Origin of the sequence: Kocuria sediminis (assembly GCF_009735315.1) — a bacterium.
Taxonomy (GTDB): domain Bacteria; phylum Actinomycetota; class Actinomycetes; order Actinomycetales; family Micrococcaceae; genus Kocuria; species Kocuria turfanensis.
In genome coordinates this window covers 213308-228393 of record NZ_WOGU01000004.1, presented here as the reverse complement: position 1 = coordinate 228393, position 15086 = coordinate 213308, and the positions used below count along the sequence as shown (strand labels likewise).

Annotated in this window: 19 protein-coding genes; 8 read left to right on the top strand and 11 right to left on the bottom strand. The window is 75.2% G+C overall.

Annotation, left to right across the window (positions count from 1 at the left end; genetic code table 11):
* Window positions 1–72: 72 nt before the first annotated feature.
* Window positions 73–633: a hypothetical protein gene (locus tag GMA12_RS06760; RefSeq protein ID WP_156268372.1), complete on the bottom strand. Its 561-nt coding sequence runs from the start codon at window positions 631–633 to the stop codon at window positions 73–75.
* 258 nt (window positions 634–891) lie between these two features.
* On the opposite strand from GMA12_RS06760, the gene GMA12_RS06755 reads away from it, so the two are divergent.
* Together GMA12_RS06755 and GMA12_RS06750 are read left to right on the top strand one after the other, a co-directional pair.
* Window positions 892–2061, top strand: a complete 1170-nt coding sequence (locus GMA12_RS06755) for a mannitol-1-phosphate 5-dehydrogenase (protein WP_156268370.1) — start codon at window positions 892–894, stop codon at window positions 2059–2061.
* Between the two features lie 165 nt (window positions 2062–2226).
* Window positions 2227–2697 carry a hypothetical protein gene (locus GMA12_RS06750; RefSeq protein WP_156268368.1) on the top strand — a complete coding sequence of 157 codons (471 nt, stop codon included), beginning with the start codon at window positions 2227–2229 and terminating at the stop codon, window positions 2695–2697.
* A 24-nt stretch (window positions 2698–2721) separates the two neighbouring features.
* Here GMA12_RS06750 and GMA12_RS06745 read toward each other — a convergent pair whose 3' ends face one another.
* From GMA12_RS06745 to GMA12_RS06715, 7 genes are all read right to left on the bottom strand, one after another.
* Window positions 2722–3498, bottom strand: coding sequence for a hypothetical protein (locus tag GMA12_RS06745; RefSeq protein ID WP_156268366.1), 777 nt, complete (start codon window positions 3496–3498; stop codon window positions 2722–2724).
* A 10-nt stretch (window positions 3499–3508) separates the two neighbouring features.
* Window positions 3509–3883 carry a PadR family transcriptional regulator gene (locus tag GMA12_RS06740; RefSeq protein WP_156268364.1) on the bottom strand — a complete coding sequence of 125 codons (375 nt, stop codon included), beginning with the start codon at window positions 3881–3883 and terminating at the stop codon, window positions 3509–3511.
* 118 nt (window positions 3884–4001) lie between these two features.
* Window positions 4002–4454 carry a GNAT family N-acetyltransferase gene (locus GMA12_RS18800; RefSeq protein ID WP_162459573.1) on the bottom strand — a complete coding sequence of 151 codons (453 nt, stop codon included), beginning with the start codon at window positions 4452–4454 and terminating at the stop codon, window positions 4002–4004.
* Window positions 4455–4557: 103 nt separating this feature from the next.
* Window positions 4558–5013, bottom strand: coding sequence for a universal stress protein (locus GMA12_RS06730; protein ID WP_156268360.1), 456 nt, complete (start codon window positions 5011–5013; stop codon window positions 4558–4560).
* 156 nt (window positions 5014–5169) lie between these two features.
* Entirely contained in the window at window positions 5170–5598 is a 429-nt protein-coding gene (locus tag GMA12_RS06725) for an Hsp20/alpha crystallin family protein (RefSeq protein ID WP_240898650.1), read from the bottom strand.
* Between the two features lie 224 nt (window positions 5599–5822).
* On the bottom strand, window positions 5823–6131 hold the full coding sequence (locus tag GMA12_RS06720) for a universal stress protein (protein ID WP_240898649.1): 309 nt from the start codon (window positions 6129–6131) through the stop codon (window positions 5823–5825).
* 118 nt (window positions 6132–6249) lie between these two features.
* Window positions 6250–6582 (bottom strand): hypothetical protein, encoded by a 333-nt coding sequence (locus GMA12_RS06715; protein WP_156268356.1) that lies wholly within the window; start codon window positions 6580–6582, stop codon window positions 6250–6252.
* Between the two features lie 254 nt (window positions 6583–6836).
* Here GMA12_RS06715 and GMA12_RS06710 point away from each other — a divergent pair, with 254 nt between their 5' ends.
* Window positions 6837–7577: a glucose 1-dehydrogenase gene (locus GMA12_RS06710; RefSeq protein ID WP_156268354.1), complete on the top strand. Its 741-nt coding sequence runs from the start codon at window positions 6837–6839 to the stop codon at window positions 7575–7577.
* 102 nt (window positions 7578–7679) lie between these two features.
* Here GMA12_RS06710 and GMA12_RS06705 read toward each other — a convergent pair whose 3' ends face one another.
* Window positions 7680–8918, bottom strand: a complete 1239-nt coding sequence (locus GMA12_RS06705) for an FG-GAP repeat domain-containing protein (protein ID WP_156268352.1) — start codon at window positions 8916–8918, stop codon at window positions 7680–7682.
* A 307-nt stretch (window positions 8919–9225) separates the two neighbouring features.
* On the opposite strand from GMA12_RS06705, the gene GMA12_RS06700 reads away from it, so the two are divergent.
* Complete coding sequence (locus GMA12_RS06700) at window positions 9226–9939, top strand: hypothetical protein (protein WP_156268350.1); 714 nt, start codon at window positions 9226–9228, stop codon at window positions 9937–9939.
* A gap of 144 nt (window positions 9940–10083) precedes the next feature.
* Here GMA12_RS06700 and GMA12_RS06695 read toward each other — a convergent pair whose 3' ends face one another.
* The gene (locus GMA12_RS06695; RefSeq protein ID WP_156268348.1) at window positions 10084–10656 is read right to left on the bottom strand and encodes an MOSC domain-containing protein; all 573 of its coding nucleotides are present in this window, start codon (window positions 10654–10656) and stop codon (window positions 10084–10086) included.
* Between the two features lie 128 nt (window positions 10657–10784).
* Here GMA12_RS06695 and GMA12_RS06690 point away from each other — a divergent pair, with 128 nt between their 5' ends.
* Window positions 10785–11366 (top strand): cysteine hydrolase family protein, encoded by a 582-nt coding sequence (locus GMA12_RS06690; protein WP_162459572.1) that lies wholly within the window; start codon window positions 10785–10787, stop codon window positions 11364–11366.
* 263 nt (window positions 11367–11629) lie between these two features.
* Here the strand turns inward: GMA12_RS06690 and GMA12_RS06685 are convergent, their stop codons facing one another.
* Window positions 11630–12394, bottom strand: a complete 765-nt coding sequence (locus GMA12_RS06685; protein WP_170301032.1) for a VldE C-terminal domain-containing protein — start codon at window positions 12392–12394, stop codon at window positions 11630–11632.
* 301 nt (window positions 12395–12695) lie between these two features.
* Here GMA12_RS06685 and GMA12_RS06680 point away from each other — a divergent pair, with 301 nt between their 5' ends.
* From GMA12_RS06680 to GMA12_RS06670, 3 genes are read left to right on the top strand one after another with little or no spacing between them, the layout of a single operon-like run.
* Window positions 12696–13301, top strand: coding sequence for a helix-turn-helix domain-containing protein (locus GMA12_RS06680; RefSeq protein WP_156268346.1), 606 nt, complete (start codon window positions 12696–12698; stop codon window positions 13299–13301).
* Window positions 13294–14031, top strand: coding sequence for a B3/B4 domain-containing protein (locus tag GMA12_RS06675; protein WP_156268344.1), 738 nt, complete (start codon window positions 13294–13296; stop codon window positions 14029–14031). Before GMA12_RS06680 ends, GMA12_RS06675 begins: the two co-directional genes overlap by 8 nt.
* Window positions 14032–14091: 60 nt before the next feature.
* The gene (locus tag GMA12_RS06670) at window positions 14092–14994 is read left to right on the top strand and encodes an EamA family transporter (RefSeq protein ID WP_156268342.1); all 903 of its coding nucleotides are present in this window, start codon (window positions 14092–14094) and stop codon (window positions 14992–14994) included.
* Window positions 14995–15086 lie beyond the last annotated feature (92 nt).

Genomic DNA, 15086 nt, shown 5'->3' with positions numbered 1-15086 from the left:
GAGGACACGGGCGCCGCAGGGCTGGAGCCGGCCGGGACGGCTGGGGCGTCAGCAGGTCTGTCAGCAGGTCTGTCAACAGATCTGTCCGCGGGAAGCTGACCGGCCGGCGCGCCTGGGCCGTCCCGGGGATGTCACCGAACGGGGGCCGCCGGGCAGCTGCTGCTCCGGACAGGCGGCGAGCACCTCCCGCATGGCCAGCTTCTCCGGAGCCGTGACCCACAGACCGTACCGCGCCCTCACCGCGATCCGGGTGGCCACCACCTCGCGGGCGAACGCGATCGCGGACCCGGTGGAGGGGTCCTCGAGCGTGCCGGTGGCCACCGTGCAGCCGTCCGCGCAGGTGATGTCCGTCAGGTCGCGGGCGAGGACCGCGTTGCGGGTGTTATCGCAGTCCCCGTCCGCGTCGGTCCAGCCGCCGAACAGTGCCTCCCGGTCGTAGCCGGACATCGCCCCGGCCACGGCGACCGGCAGCTCCTCCGGGGCCGGACGGGCGCCGGCGAGCGGAACGGCCGTCGGGACGGAGGTCTCCGAGGGCGCGAGCCGGGTCGTGGTGACCGTCCCCGGGGTCGGCGCGGCGGCGGGCGACCGGCCGGTGGAGGCCGGGGCGCTCGCGAGTGGGGAGCCGGCGGCCACTCATGTGACGCCCGGTGTCGCCGACGCTCCGGTGGTTGCAGGGTGACGAGCCGCGGCGTGGTCATCGGGCGGCTCGTCGACGCCATCCTGCTCGTGCTCCCGCACCCCGCCGGGGCCCCGGCCCGGGCGGAGCGGCTCACGGGCGGGATCCTGGTCCCCGGGGCGGCGACTACGCTGTCCGGGCCGCCACCCGGTGTCCTGCCCGCCGGGGGCGCGTACCGTGGGCAAGGTGATGGACGTCTTCGGGAAGGTGAACCCATGAGCACGGCAGTGCACTTCGGTGCGGGCAACATCGGACGGGGTTTCGTGGGGCTGCTGCTCCACGAGGCGGGCTACGAGGTGGTGTTCGCGGACGTGGCGGCGCCGCTGATCGACGCGCTGGCCTCGACTCCCAGCTACACGGTGCACGAGGCCGGTGAGGGTGGCCGGGACCACGTCGTCGAGGGCTACCGGGCGGTCAACTCCGCCACGGACGAGGCGGAGCTCGTGGCCGAGCTGAGCCGGGCCGAGCTGGTCACCACGGCCGTGGGCCCGAACATCCTGCGCTTCGTGGCCCCGGCCATCGCCAAGGGCCTGGCCGCGCGCCCGGCCGGGGCGGGCCGCCAGGCGGTGATGGCCTGTGAGAACGCGATCAACGCCACCGACATCCTGGAGCGGGAGGTCCGGGCCGCGGCCCGGGACCAGGGCCTCGATGACGCGGCGGTCGACGCCCGGGCGGTGTTCGCCAACACCGCGGTGGACCGCATCGTGCCGAACCAGGAGCCGGGGGCGGGCCTGGACGTGCGGGTGGAGCCCTACCTCGAGTGGGCGATCGAGAAGGGACCGTTCGGCGACGCCGTCCCGGAGATCCCCGGGGTGACCTGGGTGGAGGCGCTGGGCCCCTACATCGAGCGCAAGCTGTTCACGGTGAACACCGGCCACGCGGCCGCGGCCTACTTCGGCCGCGCCGCCGGCAAGCGCAAGCTCTCGGACGCGCTGGCCGACCCGCAGATCCGGGCCAAGGTCGAGGCGGTCCTGCAGGAGACCAAGGCGCTGCTGGTGGCCAAGCACGGGTTCGACCCCGCGGAGCAGGAGGCCTACGTGCAGAAGATCCTCACCCGCTTCGCCAACGCCGAGCTGCCGGACACCGTGGACCGGGTGGGCCGGGCCCCGTTGCGCAAGCTGAGCCGGCACGAGCGGTTCACCGGGCCGGCCGCGGAGCTGGCCGAGCGCGGACTGGGCACCGCCGCCCTGCTGGAGGCCATGTCCGCGGCCCTGCGCTTCGACGCCCCGGACGACCCGGAGGCCGCCGAGCTCGCGCAGCTGCTGGGCGGACCCGACCCGGACGAGACCCTGGCCGGGCGGCTGACCGGCCTGGAGCCCGGCCACCCGCTCTTCCAGGACGTGGTGGGCGCAGTCGCCGCCGCCCGGGCGTCCCGGCGCGGCTGAGGCCCGCCGGGCACCGCAGGGGCGGGTGTCCCGGAAAGCGGTCCGGGACACCCGCTCCTGCTGCAGGCCCCGGTGGGCCCGCGCCCCCGGATGAGGGGTCAGACACGGCGGTGCCCGGGGTGCGAGGATGCGGTCATCGGGCACGTCCGACCGGGGGAGGACCACGTGCTGACCGGCGTCGACAAGCTGCTCCTCGGGCTCTGGCTGCTGCCTCTGGGCCTCGGGCTCGTCGTGGGACTGCGCGCGGGGGACGACGAGGGGCCGGTGCTGCTCTTCGTCTCGGGGATCGTGGCCGCGATGTACCTCGCGGTGCTGGCCGGCATGCTCCACCACGCGCGGCGCCGGCGTCGCTGGGCCGACCTCGTCGCCGCGGACCGGCTCACCGGACGCACCGACCGGGCGTCTCCGGCCGTCGAGGACGTCCCCCAGACCCCGGGCGAGCGGGGGCGGCTGCTGGCGGTCCGTGCCCTCCCGCTGCTCCTCGTCGTTCCCGCGGCCGTCCACCTGGTCGCCGCCGAGGGCGGCTGGACGTCGGCGGTCATCGCCGCCCAGCTCATCACCGTGGTGACCATGGCCGCCCACGTCCACCGGGGGAGCCTGGAGCCCGGCCCCGCCTCCCCGTGGCCGTCCGCCTGACCGCCCGCGGCCACGGCCGGTGCCTCAGGCCAGCATCCAGCCGAAGGCCGCCAGGACGGGATAGGCCACGGGGATCATGCCCGCGGGCAGCAGGGCGGTCCACCGGCGGCGGGTCCCCTCCCCGGCCGGTGACTCCGCCTCCGGGGACAGGGGCGAGGTGACGAGGTCGTCGCCGAGACCCCGTGCCAGCTCGCGGAACTCCCACCAGGCCAGGCCCAGGACCGCCACGAAGAGGCAGACGGCCACCGGGGCGGACGGCAGGACCAGCGCGACCGGAAGGTCCCACCGGTCCGAGAGCGCGGCGGCCAGCGCGAGGAGCGGGATCCCGCCGGCCAGGGGGACGCCGGCCGCCCAGGGGCGGCGCACCAGCGGGCGGACGAGCCGGGGCAGGCACAGCAGCACCAGCACGAACAGGCCCAGGAAGCCCACCTGGGCCACGTTGTAGGCGAGGGTCTCGCCCCGGGCCCACGCGGTGACCGCGGCGGTGCCCACCAGCAGGGCCACCACCTGCGCGGCGGAGAGGATCGTGACCGTCCAGGTCCCGGACACCGGTGCGGTGCCGCCCTCCTCGGCGATCCGGGCGGCGTAGGCGGCCGGGTCGCCGAAGGCCTCGGCGGGGGTGTCGCCGGTGGCCGCGCAGTGGGTCTCCACCTCGCCGAGGCGGTCGCCGATCACCGGTCCGGGGACGGCGCGCAGGCGCAGCTCCACCACGAAGTCGTCGCACCAGCTCCGGTGGGTCCGCACGAACGGGCGCTGCCAGACCTCATGGGCCGGGGCGTGGGGATGGGGGACGGCGTTCACGGGTTCCTCCTCAAGGAGTGGGGGGACGGGGGGACGTCGGGGCGTCGCCGGCGCTGCCGGAGGTCAGGTAGCCGGTGACCACGCTCGAGAACGCCTGCCACTGGGTGATGCCCTGCTCCAGCTCGGCGCGGCCGGCGTCGGTGAGCGAGAAGTACTTGCGGCCGGGGCCGCCCGCACCGGCTCTCCACTCGACGGTGACGAGCTCGTTCTTCTCGAGCCGGGCCAGCAGGGGATAGAGCGTTCCGCCCTTGACGTCCCCGAAGCCCGCCCGGGCCAGGTCCGCGGCGATCGCGTACCCGTAGGTCGGTCCGTCGGCCATGGCCCGCAGCACGCACAGGCCCAGCACTCCGCGGAGCCACTCGCTGCGCTGGGTGGTGGTGCTCATGGGTACATAGTGACTCTATCTAGACAGACTGTCTAGTGTCCGGTGGCGGTGCGGCCGCTCCTCCCGGGGCACCCGTCCACGGCGGCGCCCCGCGGCGGGTGCTGTGGAGCCCGACGGCTCAGGGGCCGTCCGGAGGCACGTCCTTGCGGTAGTGCCGTGACGGCTGGGTGTAGCCGTGGCGCTCGTAGAACCGATGGGCCCGCAGCCGCCGGTTCGACGTCGACAGCTCCAGTGCGGTGGCCCCCATGTCCCGCGCCGTCCGCTCGGCCGCGGCCAGCAGGAGTGCACCGACGCCGCGGGCCCGGGCGGCCTCGTCGACCACGAGGGCGGTGAGCCGGGCCCGGTAGGCGCTCTCGGTCAGGAACGGCACCCGGTGCAGATGCGCCAGGCCCACCACCCGTCCGGCCGCCTCCGCCACCAGGCACCGGTCGTCGGGCACGCCGGAGCACACCCAGGTGCGCACCCAGGGCGCCTCCGGGGCATAGCCGAGCTGCCCGAGCAGGTCCAGCACGGCAGGGACGTCGGTGGCCCGGGCCCGGCGCACGGAGACGGCGGGGATGTCGGCGGTCACGGCGGCGTGCTGCCCGGCGGGGCGGCGGGGCGGCCGGCCGGAGCGCCTCGTGCGGTTCCGGCGCCGGACGAACGGCCCGACCGTCCGGGGCAGAGCACGGCGCCTACCGGCGCACGACCAGGACCGGGCAGTGCGCGTGGGAGACCAGCGCGGAGCTGACCGAGCCGAGGATCATGCCGAGGACCCCGCCGACGCCGCGGGCCCCGACCACCAGCATCCGGGCGTTCCTGCTCTCCTCGACGAGCAGCTCGGCCGCGCGCCCGCGCAGCAGCCGGGTGCTCAGCCGGGCGGGGCGGGTCTCGCCGAACACCTCCTGCAGCGTCTCCTGGAGCATGTGCCGGGCGTCGGCCTGGAACGCCTCGGGATCGAGCTCGGGGACGTATCCGTAGGAGGTGGCGTACAGGGCCGGGTCCTGCCAGCACGCGATCACCTCCAGGGGGGCGTCGAGGGCCTGCGCCAGCCGGGCGGCTTCCCGCAGCGCCTCCTTGGAGTGGTCGGAGCCGTCGACGCCCACGAGGATGCGGTCGCCGGTGGGGGTCTCGATCGGGGTGTCGCTCATGACGCTCCTTCGGTGCGGGTCCGGCGGTGCCGGGGTCGTGCGGGTGGATCATCCCGACCCCGGGACACCGGGCTCGAGGCGGTGCGGCGGATCGTGGTCGGGGTCGTGGCCGGGCGGCGGATCGCACACCGTGGACCCGCCGCCACGTGCGGTGGCCTACGCGGTGCCGGACTCCCGGCGGGTCACCGGGATCTTCTTGGTGGCCTGCTCCCCGGGCTCGCGCATCGGGGCCCGGACCTCGAGCACCCCGTCGGTGTAGGCGGCGGTGATGTCCTCCTCCCGGCAGCCCTTGGGCAGGGGCAGGGAACGGGAGAAGGAGCCGTAGTGGAACTCGGAGCGGTAGCTGCCCTTGTCCTTGTGCTCGGTCCTCTCCTGCCGGGTGGCCCGCAGGTGCAGGGTGTCGTTGACGACCGTGAGCTCGACGTCCTTGTCCGGGTCGATCCCCGGCAGCTCCGCCCGGATCACCATGGTGTTGCCGTCATGGAACTCCTCCACGCGCGGCCACGTGGTCTCCAGGTCCCCCTCCATGAGACGACGGAGGGGCTCGAGCACGTCGAAGGCCTCCCTGCGCATCAATCCAGCCATGACCAGACTCCTCATCGTGAACTGACCGGCACCGGCCCCCTGGCCGGTGCCACCGGTGCCCGCGCCCGGACCCTCTGGACCGTGCGCTGCACGTGGGCATTCCCACCGTAGGCAACCGGTTCCGGTGCGGTAAGACCCGGGGCGGACATGTCCGGATCGTGACGCCGCCGGGGGCGCCGGGCGCGCCGTGCGGCGCCGGGAACCGGCGCCCGGGCCCGTCCTCCTCAGGCGTGCACGACCAGGACGGGGCACCGGGCGTGGGAGACCAGCGCCGAGCTGACCGAGCCCAGCACCGTGCGCAGCACCCGGCCCGTTCCGCGCCGGTCCACGACCAGCATCCGCGCGTCCTCGCTCTCCTCGAGGAGGCGGTCCGTCGCCCGGCCACGCACCAGCCGGGCGGTCAGGCGCTCCGGGCGGTCGTCCCCGAAGACCTCGGAGAGGGTCGACGCGAACCGCTGCTCGTGCTCGGCGCGGAACTCCTCGGGCGTGATGTCGGAGTAGCTCTCGTCGAGGTACGGGCTGTCCCAGCACATGACCGCGTCGAGCGGCGCGTCGAGGACCTGCGCCCAACGGGCTCCCTCCCGCAGGCCGCCGCGGACGCCGCCGAGCCGTCGACGCCCACGACCACGCGGTCGCCGGTGGGGGTGTCGCTCATCGCGTCTCCTTCCGGGGGAAGCGGGTGCTGCCGGCCGGGGTCCTGGAGGAGCCGGTCGGATCCGGCGACGGGATCCCGAGGGTCACCGGCGCCGTTGCCGCGTCGAGCATCTCGAGGCTCCACATCAGCAGATCGAGCGCGGTGGCGCTCATGGACTCCACCCGCACGAGGTCCACGGTGACCGCCGCCCCGGGGAACGCCGAGCGCGCCCGGCGGACGAGGGACACCAGCGCCTGCTGGTTCCCCTCGGTCAGCTGCCCGGTGACGCCCAGGGCCACGGTCCCGTCACCGACGTCGACCTGGACGAGCACGGAAATCTTGGGGGTCATGGCAGGACATCCTCCGGCAGCGGGCTCCGCCCGTCGCCGGAGCACCGTCCACGGTAGGGCCGGTGTCTCGGGGCCGACAAGGCGTTTCGCACAGGCACAGCAATAAGTCGCCTCGTGTCCGCGGGATCGCGCGGACCGTTGAGGACCCGCGGGATCAGTGCTCTCGTGGGTGCAGCGGGGCGGAAGCCGGTGCGGTCGCGCCCCGGGCCCGGCCGGACACGGACCGGGATCGCAGGAGCACTCAGGGGGCGGACATGGGACTCGTGGAGGGCAAGGTGGCGCTGGTGACCGGCGCGGCCCGGGGGATCGGGGCGGCCATCGCCGTGCGGTTGCTCGAGGAGGGCGCCCGGGTGATGCTGGCCGACGTGCTGCCGGAGACGGACGTGAAGGCGGTGCTGTCCGGCCACGCCGACCGCGTCCACCTGGACGTCACCGACGCGCAGGGCTGGGCGGCCGCGGTGTCCGGGACCGTGAACGCCTTCGGCGGGCTGGACATCCTGGTCAACAACGCCGGGATCGTGGAGTTCGGGCACACGGCGGAGCACTCCCGGGCCTCCTGGGACCGCGTGCTGGCGGTGAACCTCACGGGCGTCTTCCTCGGCATCCAGGCGGCCGTGCCCGCCCTGCGGGACCGGGGCGGCGGCTCGATCGTGAACATCTCCTCCACCGCCGGGCTGCGCGGCTACGAGCAGATCCCCGCCTACACCGCCTCGAAGTTCGGCGTGCGGGGCCTGACCAAGGCCGCGGCCCTCGATCTCGCCGCCGACGGGATCCGGGTCAACTCGGTGCACCCCGGCTTCATCATCACCCCGATGACGCAGGGGCTGGCACCCGACGTCGTGCACGTGGCCATGGGCCGGGGCGGCCGCCCGCAGGAGGTCGCCGCGACGGTGGCCTACCTGGCCGGTGACGACTCCTCGTTCGTCACGGGAGCGGAGTTCGTCGTCGACGGCGGGGAGACGGCCGGCACCGCCCACAACCCTGTGCTGGGCTGAGGGCGACAGTCCCCGGTGCGGCGTCGGCACCGTCGCGGGCAGCGGGGCCGGTGCCGCCCCCGTCCGGGTGGACGAGAGCGGCACCGGTCCCCCCGGACGGGCTCAGGAGAGCTGGACGTACGTGGCCGAGTGCCCGAAGCCGACGACGTCGTCGCGGCCGTCGCCGTTCACGTCGCCGAGCAGGCGCGGATACCGCTCCTCCGTCCAGCCGTCGTCCCAGCCGAAGGCGGCGACCTTCAGGTACACCGGGCCGAAGGTGTTGTTCGCCCGGCCGTGGGCGACGTAGACCCCGGCGTTGCCGAAGCCCACGAGGTCCTGGATGCCGTCGACGTTGATGTCCGCGTGGGTCCGCAGATGGCGGTCGCCGCGCCATCCCTGGGCCCGGCCGAAGTCGTTCACCCGCACGGCGGCCCCGGTGTAGTCGCCCCCGTTCAGCGAGTAGGCGACGGAGACCCCCGAGTGGCCGAAGCCGATGACGTCCGCCGCGGCGTTGCCGGCGGGGTTGACGTTGACGTCGGCCAGCACCCTGGGGTGCTGGTCCACGCGCCAGCCCTGGGCGTAGCCGAAGTCGCGGATCTCCAGGACGGGCCGGGTGAAGGTGTCGCCCAGGGCGGAGAAGGAGGAGACGTAGGTGCCGGCGTCGCCGAAGCCGACGATGTCGGCCGTGCTGTTGCCGTCCACGTCGGCCAGCAGCCGGGGGTGCTTGTCGACCCGCCAGCCGCGGTTCCAGCCGAAGCTGTCGATCCGCTTGCCGGTGCCGTCGACGGCGCGGTCGGTGCGGCCGTGGGAGATCGTCACCCCGGAGTGGCCGAAGCCGACGATGTCGGCGGTGCCGTTGCCGTTGAGGTCGGCGAGCTGCCGCGGGTGCCGGTCGATCCGCCAGCCCTGGTTCCAGCCGTACTCGCGGACCGTCAGCGCCGGGGTGGTGAAGCTGCCGTCGCCGCGGGAGTAGGCCACGTAGACGCCCGCGTTGCCGAAGCCCACGATGTCGTCGCGGCGGTCACCGTCGAGGTCGGCCAGGGTGCGCACGTGCCGGTCGTTGCGCCAGCCCTGGGCGGCGCCGAAGTCGCGCACGCTCGTCCTCGGGGTGCTGAAGGTGCCGTTGGCCTGCCCGAAGGCGATCTGCACGCCGGTGTTGCCGAAGCCCACGACGTCGGCGCGGCCGTCGCCGTTGACGTCGGCGAGCTCGCGCACGTGCTGGTCCACGCGCCAGCCCTGGCTGTAGGAGAAGACCGGCTGCGCCGACGCCGCGTGGGCCGGTCCGCCGAGGGCGATCCCGGTGGTGGCCAGCAGGGCCGCGGAGGCCCCGGTGAGGGCGCGCGAGACGAGTGAGTGTTTCATGGTGGGTCCCCCGAAGCGGTGAGAAGGATCGTCGGCACGGACGCGAGCACGGTGCGCCGCGGAGAGCGGTCGGCCCCCGGCCGACCGGAGGACGTTTCCCGGCGGGCACAGCAGCCCCGGGGAACGGGAGAGACCGGGAGCGAGGCCCCGGTGCAGCGATGCACGAGATGAGAACTCCAGTTTACGAGTGCAATCATGCGCTCACCAGCAGTTTTCCCGGGTGCGACGACATGTTGCGTCCGTCCGCCGCCGCCCCGGACCCGGCCCGGCCCCGGCGGCCTACCCTGGATCCAGGGGGGTGGTGGCCGTGCCACGGAGGACCGCGACGATCGTGCTGGGGATCCTGCTGCTCGCCGCAGGGGTGCTGCTGCTCCTGGAGGTGACCGGCCTCATGGGGGCCGTCGGGGTGCTGTGGGGGCTGCTGTTCCTCGCGGCCGGCGCCGCGTTCGGAGTCCTGTACGCCACGGACCCGTCGAAGTGGTGGGCGGCGATCCCCGCGGGCACGCTGCTCGGCCTCGGCGTGCTCGTGCTGTTCGACGAGGCCGGCGTGCCCGGCAGCCAGCAGTGGGGCGGAGCCCTGTTCCTCGGCGGCGGCGGCGCCGGGTTCGCCGCGGTCTACCTGCGCGACCACCGCCGGTGGTGGGCCCTCATCCCGGCCGGTGTGCTGATCACCCTGGCGCTGCAGGCCCTGCTCACCACTGCCGCCCAGCAGGAGCAGGCCGGTGGAGTGCTGTTCTTCGTGGGCCTGGCCCTCACCTTCGCGCTCGTGGCCGCGCTGCCCACCGGCGCGGCGCGCAACCGCTGGGCCTGGATCCCCGCCGCCGCCCTGGCCGTCCTCGCGGCGCTGATCGCCCTGGAGGCCACCGTGCTGCTGTCCGCGGTGTCCTACCTGTGGCCGCTGGCGCTCATCGCGGCCGGCGGCTACCTCATCGTGCAGGCGCTGCGGCGCCGGCACGACGCGCCCGGGCACGGTCCGGCGCCGGGATCCGGCAGCACCTCGAACGCGGCCCGCGACCGGTGAGCGGGCCGGCCCGGCCCAGCGGGGAGCCGGGGACGAGGGCTCGCGGCCGGTACCGTGCACCTGCTCCGCGGTGGGCGGGCCGCGACGTTCCGCACGCGCCTCCCGCGCCCCGTTCCGCACGGCCGGGTGCCCGTGGGGACGCGGTCAGGGCAGCCGGGCCGGGCGCAGCCGGACCGCGTCCCCGGCCCGCTCCGGGTCCAGGGGCACCGGGCTGTGCAGCACGGCCGGCCCGCGGTGCAGGAATCCGTCCGAGAGCGGCCGGCAGCGCAGACCTCCCCGCCCGCGCATCGCGGCGTGCGCCCCGGGGGCGAGCACCCGGTCCATCCACGCGCAGGGGTGAGCGGGCCGCCCGGCTCGCAGCCGCACGAGCTCACCGCGCGACTCCAGGGCGAACTCCTGGCCGAGCAGCGGGGCCAGCTCGGCGCCGCGCAGGACCACGTTGCGCCGCGCGAGCAGGGGGTCGAAGGGCCCGGCGCCGAGATCGGCCGCGATGGCCTCGAGCGCCTCGACGGCGAGCAGGGTGACGGCCGCGTCCATGTGCGCGGCCTTGCCGAAGAACCGGTCGCCGACGATGCCCTTGCCGGCCACCAGCTGGGCGCGGTCCGCGTCCGTCGTCGGCACGTGCGCGGCACCGTCCCGAGCCCGGCCGAAGTAGGCGTGGCCGGGGGAGACGAGCAGGTGCAGGATCTCCACGTCGTAGCGGTGGGTCGTCGTCATGGCCTCCAGCCTCTCACCGGCTGCGCGCGGCGTCATGCCGGCCGTGCGGTGAGGTCCCCCGACGGCGGCGCCGCAGCGGGCCCGGCGTGGGGTCCCGGCCCCACGGCGCGCGGTGTATCGTCACGACCGTGACCGTCCCCACGCCCGGTGCCCCGGGCCCGCGCGCCGCCCTGGTCGTCGTCGACGTGCAGCGGGGTTTCGACGACGCCGCGTACTGGGGGCGGCGGGACAACCCGTCGTGCGAGGCGAACATCGCGGCCCTGCTGGCCCACTGGCGGGAGAGCGGCCGTCCCGTGGTGTTCGTCCGGCACGACTCCGCCACCCCGACCTCCCCGCTGCACCCGGACCGTCCCGGCAACGCGTTCAAGGACATCGTCACCGGCACCCCGGACCTGCTGGTGCGCAAGAGCGTCAACTCCAGCTTCCACGGCAGCCCCGACCTGCACGCCTGGCTGCAGGCCCACGACGTCCCGGAGCTGGTCGTCTGCGGCATCACGACCAACCACTGCTGCGAGACCACGGCACGGGTCGGGGGCAACCTCGGCTACCGGGTCCACTTCGCCCTGGACGCCACCCACACCTTCGACCGCACGGGCCCGGACGGCGTGACCGTGCCCGCGGCGGACCTGTCCCGGATCACCGCGGTCAACCTGCACGGGGAGTTCGCCACGGTGGTGACCACGGCGGAGCTCATCACCCCGTCCCGGTGAGCAGGGACGAGGGGTGAGGCCGGGGCGCCGCAGGCCCGGCCGGCCTGCTCCGCCGGGCCGGTGCGGGCCTCCGTCCTCGAGGCGATGCTCGCCCACCGGGGCGACCCGCACGTCACCGAGCACCTGGGCCATGCTCCCGTCCCGTGCGACGAGGTCCGGGGCCGCATCGACGCCCGCCGGGCAGGACGCGACCGGGGTGCGGGCGGATCGTGCGCGGTGCGGCGATCGTGGCGTCGTCGACCCGTGGGCGGCAGCGGGGCTCCTCAGCCGGCTCCGCCGCGGAGCACGTCCACGTGCACGTGGTCGAGGTGGCGCAGGATCTCGTCGGCGGGCTCGGGGGCGTCGTAGTCCTGCCACCGCCCGCGGGCGCTGTGCGCGCTCCAGAACCGGTCGTCGAAGATGACGTACTGGACGTCCAGGTCCTCGGCGTGGGCGACCAGCCAGTGGGCCAGCACCCACCCCGCACGCCGGTTCTCCTCGGTCACCGGCCGGAAGAAGACGTCGACGGCGCGGCCGTCGTAGTGCGTCGACTCCTCGCCGTGCCCCTGGCCGACGCCGCCCGGGGCGAACCCGCCGAGGCTCTGCTCGCCGAACACCTCCGTCATCGCCGCGCGCAGCCGCTCGGCGCGCGGGGTCAGCCCGGTCCCGGTCAGCTGCTGCTCCGGCAGATCAGAGGCGGCCGAGCCCCGGCAGGCCAGGCTCGCGCCGGCGTCCCCGGGCGGTCCCTCGGCCAGCCGCTGCAGCACGGCCCCGTCGAGCCCGGCGGTGTCCGCAGCCTCCCCGCGGGCGGCGAGCGCCACCGCCGTCGTGGCTCGCTTCGCCTCCTCGCGGGTGAGCTCCACCTTCCCGTCCGCGGTCTCGACCGTGCACTCCGGACCCCAGCGCGGCCAGCCGTCGCCCGCGCGCAGACCGCTGAGCAGGCTCGGCCCGAGGAGCGCCAGCGCGCCCGCGAGAGACCCCAGCAGCAGCAGGCTCAGGACGAGCCGCAGCGGGCGGCTCCGGCCCCCGTGCGTCCCCTCCGGGCTCATCGCGGGCGCGGACGGTCCGCCGGGACGAGCGCCGCCCCCGTGCTCGTGCTCGGGCCGGCCGGTCCACGGGCCGGGGCGGAGCCGACGCCCCCGGCGCCGCATGCTGCGATCGTGACGGTGATGACGCACCTGCTTCTGCTCGTCCTGTTGTCCGGTCTGTTCTCCGGTCTGCTGTCCGGTCTGCCGGTCGTTCCTCGGGTCGTCCCGGGGTTCCAGCTATAGCAGAGCGGACGGACCGGGACAGCGCCCGGGCGGTGACCCCGGTTTCTGCAATGCACTGTCAGTGCACTATGATGCACTCATGGACGAGAGCACGACGACCTTGGCGACGGCCATCGGCACCCGCGTGAGACAGGAGCGGCAGCACAGGCACTGGACCCTGGACCAGCTGGCCGAGGCCGCCGGGGTCAGCCGCCGGATGGTGGTCAACGTGGAGCAGGGCGCGGCCAATCCCAGCGTGGGCACCCTGCTGCGGATCAGCGACGCCCTGGGCATCGGGCTGCCGGCGCTGGTCGAGCCGCCGCAGCCCAGGCCGGTCAAGGTCACCCGGCACGGGGACGGCGCGGTCCTGTGGGCCGGGGACTCCGGCGGCCGGGGGGTCCTGGTGGCCGGCACCGCGCCCCCGGACGTGGTGGAGCTGTGGGACTGGACCCTGGGTCCCGGCGACCGGCACGCCAGCGAGGCCCACGCCCCGGGCACCAAGGAGCTCCTGCAGGTCCAGCAGGGCACGCTCACCGTCGAGGTGGCCGACCGGTCCGAAACCCTCGACGCCGGTGACGCGCTCGCCTTTCCCGGCGACGTGGCCCATGCCTACGCCAACCCCGGCGCCCAGCCGGCGCGCTTCTGCCTGACCGTCTTCGAACCGGGCGTGGGCTCGGCACACCACCAGGAGGGTTCCCATGACTGACCTGAGCACGCTGGACCGGCTGCTCGACGAGGCCCGGGTCGAGGACGAGGTGTTCGCGCTGCGACCGGACTACCGCGCCGCGCTGCTGGCCGTCGACGGGCTCGTGCCGGGTCCGAGCGACGAGGCCGGTGAGGCGCTGCTGCAGGAGGCCGAGGCCGCCGCCCGCCGGGCGCTGGACGACCGGCCGGTGGAGCAGCTGCCGCACGTGGCCGCGTGGCGGGAGGCCTACCGGGCGTTCGGGGCGAAGCCGCAGCGCACCCGCAACAGCCTGGAGGCCCTGCTGCGCCGGGCCTCGGCCGGGCTGCCGCGGGTCAACCGGCTCACGGACCTCTACAACGCGGTCTCGGTGCTGCACCAGATCCCGCTCGGCGGGGAGGACCTGTCGCGCTACCACGGCGCTCCGCGCCTGGCCCGTGCCACCGGTGCCGAGGCCTTCGACACGATCGCCGCCGGGGAGCCGGTGATCGAGCACCCCGAGCCCGGCGAGGTGGTGTGGTGCGACGACGCCGGGGTGACCTGCCGGCGCTGGAACTGGCGCCAGGGACGCCGCACCGGCCTGACCGAGGACACCACCGCCCTGTTCGTCCTCGACGCGCTCGCGCCCCTGACCGACGAGGCCCTGCACGCCGCGGTCGAGGACCTGGCCGCCCGCCTGGCCCGGCTCGGCCCCGACGCGCGGATCACCCACCGCCTGCTCACCGCCGGCCCGACGTCCGGACGAGGAGACTGACATGCCCCACCACTCCTGGGAACCCGCCCCCGGTGACCGAGGATCGCGGAGGGACCGGCCATGACCCCGCGCGCCCCCTCCACCACCGTGCCCCCGTGGGGGCTGGCCGTGGCCGCGATGCTCTCGATCCAGCTGGGCTCGGCCCTGTCCGTGGACCTGATCGACACGGTCGGCCCGGCCGGGACCGCCTGGCTGCGGCTCAGCGCGGGAGCGCTGATCTTCCTGGTCCTGGCCCGCCCGCCGCTGCGGTCCGTGCGCCGGCCCGACGTGCCGGCGCTGCTGGGCCTGGGCATCACCACCGGGGTGATGACCACCGGCTTCCTCGCCGCGATCGAGCGCATCCCGCTGGGCACCGCCGTGGCGATCGAGTTCCTCGGGCCGCTGACCGTGGCCGCCGCGCGCTCCCACAGCCTCCGGGCGCTCGCCCGGCCCGGCCTGGCGCTGGCCGGGGTGGTGCTGCTGACCGAGCCCTGGCACGGCCGGATCGACCTCGCCGGCATCGGGTTCGCCGGGCTGGCCGCCGTCGGGTGGGGGTGCTACATCCTGCTCACCCAGCGGATCGGTGACCGCTTCAACGGCATCGACGCGCTGTCGATGACCGTCCCGGTCGCCGCGGTGACAGCCGCGGTCATCGGTGTCCCGCAGGCCGCCGGGCACATCACTCCCGGCGTGCTCGCCGCCGCGGCCGGGCTCGCCCTGCTGCTCCCCGTCCTGCCGTTCGCCCTGGAGATGCTCGCGCTGCGCCGGATGACGCCCACCGCCTTCGGCACCCTGATGGCCGTGGAGCCGGCCTTCGGGGTGCTCCTGGGGCTGCTCGTGCTCCACCAGCAGCCCTCCGGCGTCCAGACCGCCGGCATCCTGCTCGTCGTCCTCGCCGGTGCGGCCGCCCAGCGCGGTGGCCGGCGCCGCCCGCGGCTCTCCGAGCCCACCGCCGACCGGCCCGCCCTCGACCCCATCGGCTAGGGCGACCCACCCCCTCCCCGGTGCCGCGCCCGCACGGTCACCGCGCACCGGCGCGCCGGGCTGCCCCGCGTGCACGACCGCGCCGGTCGGCA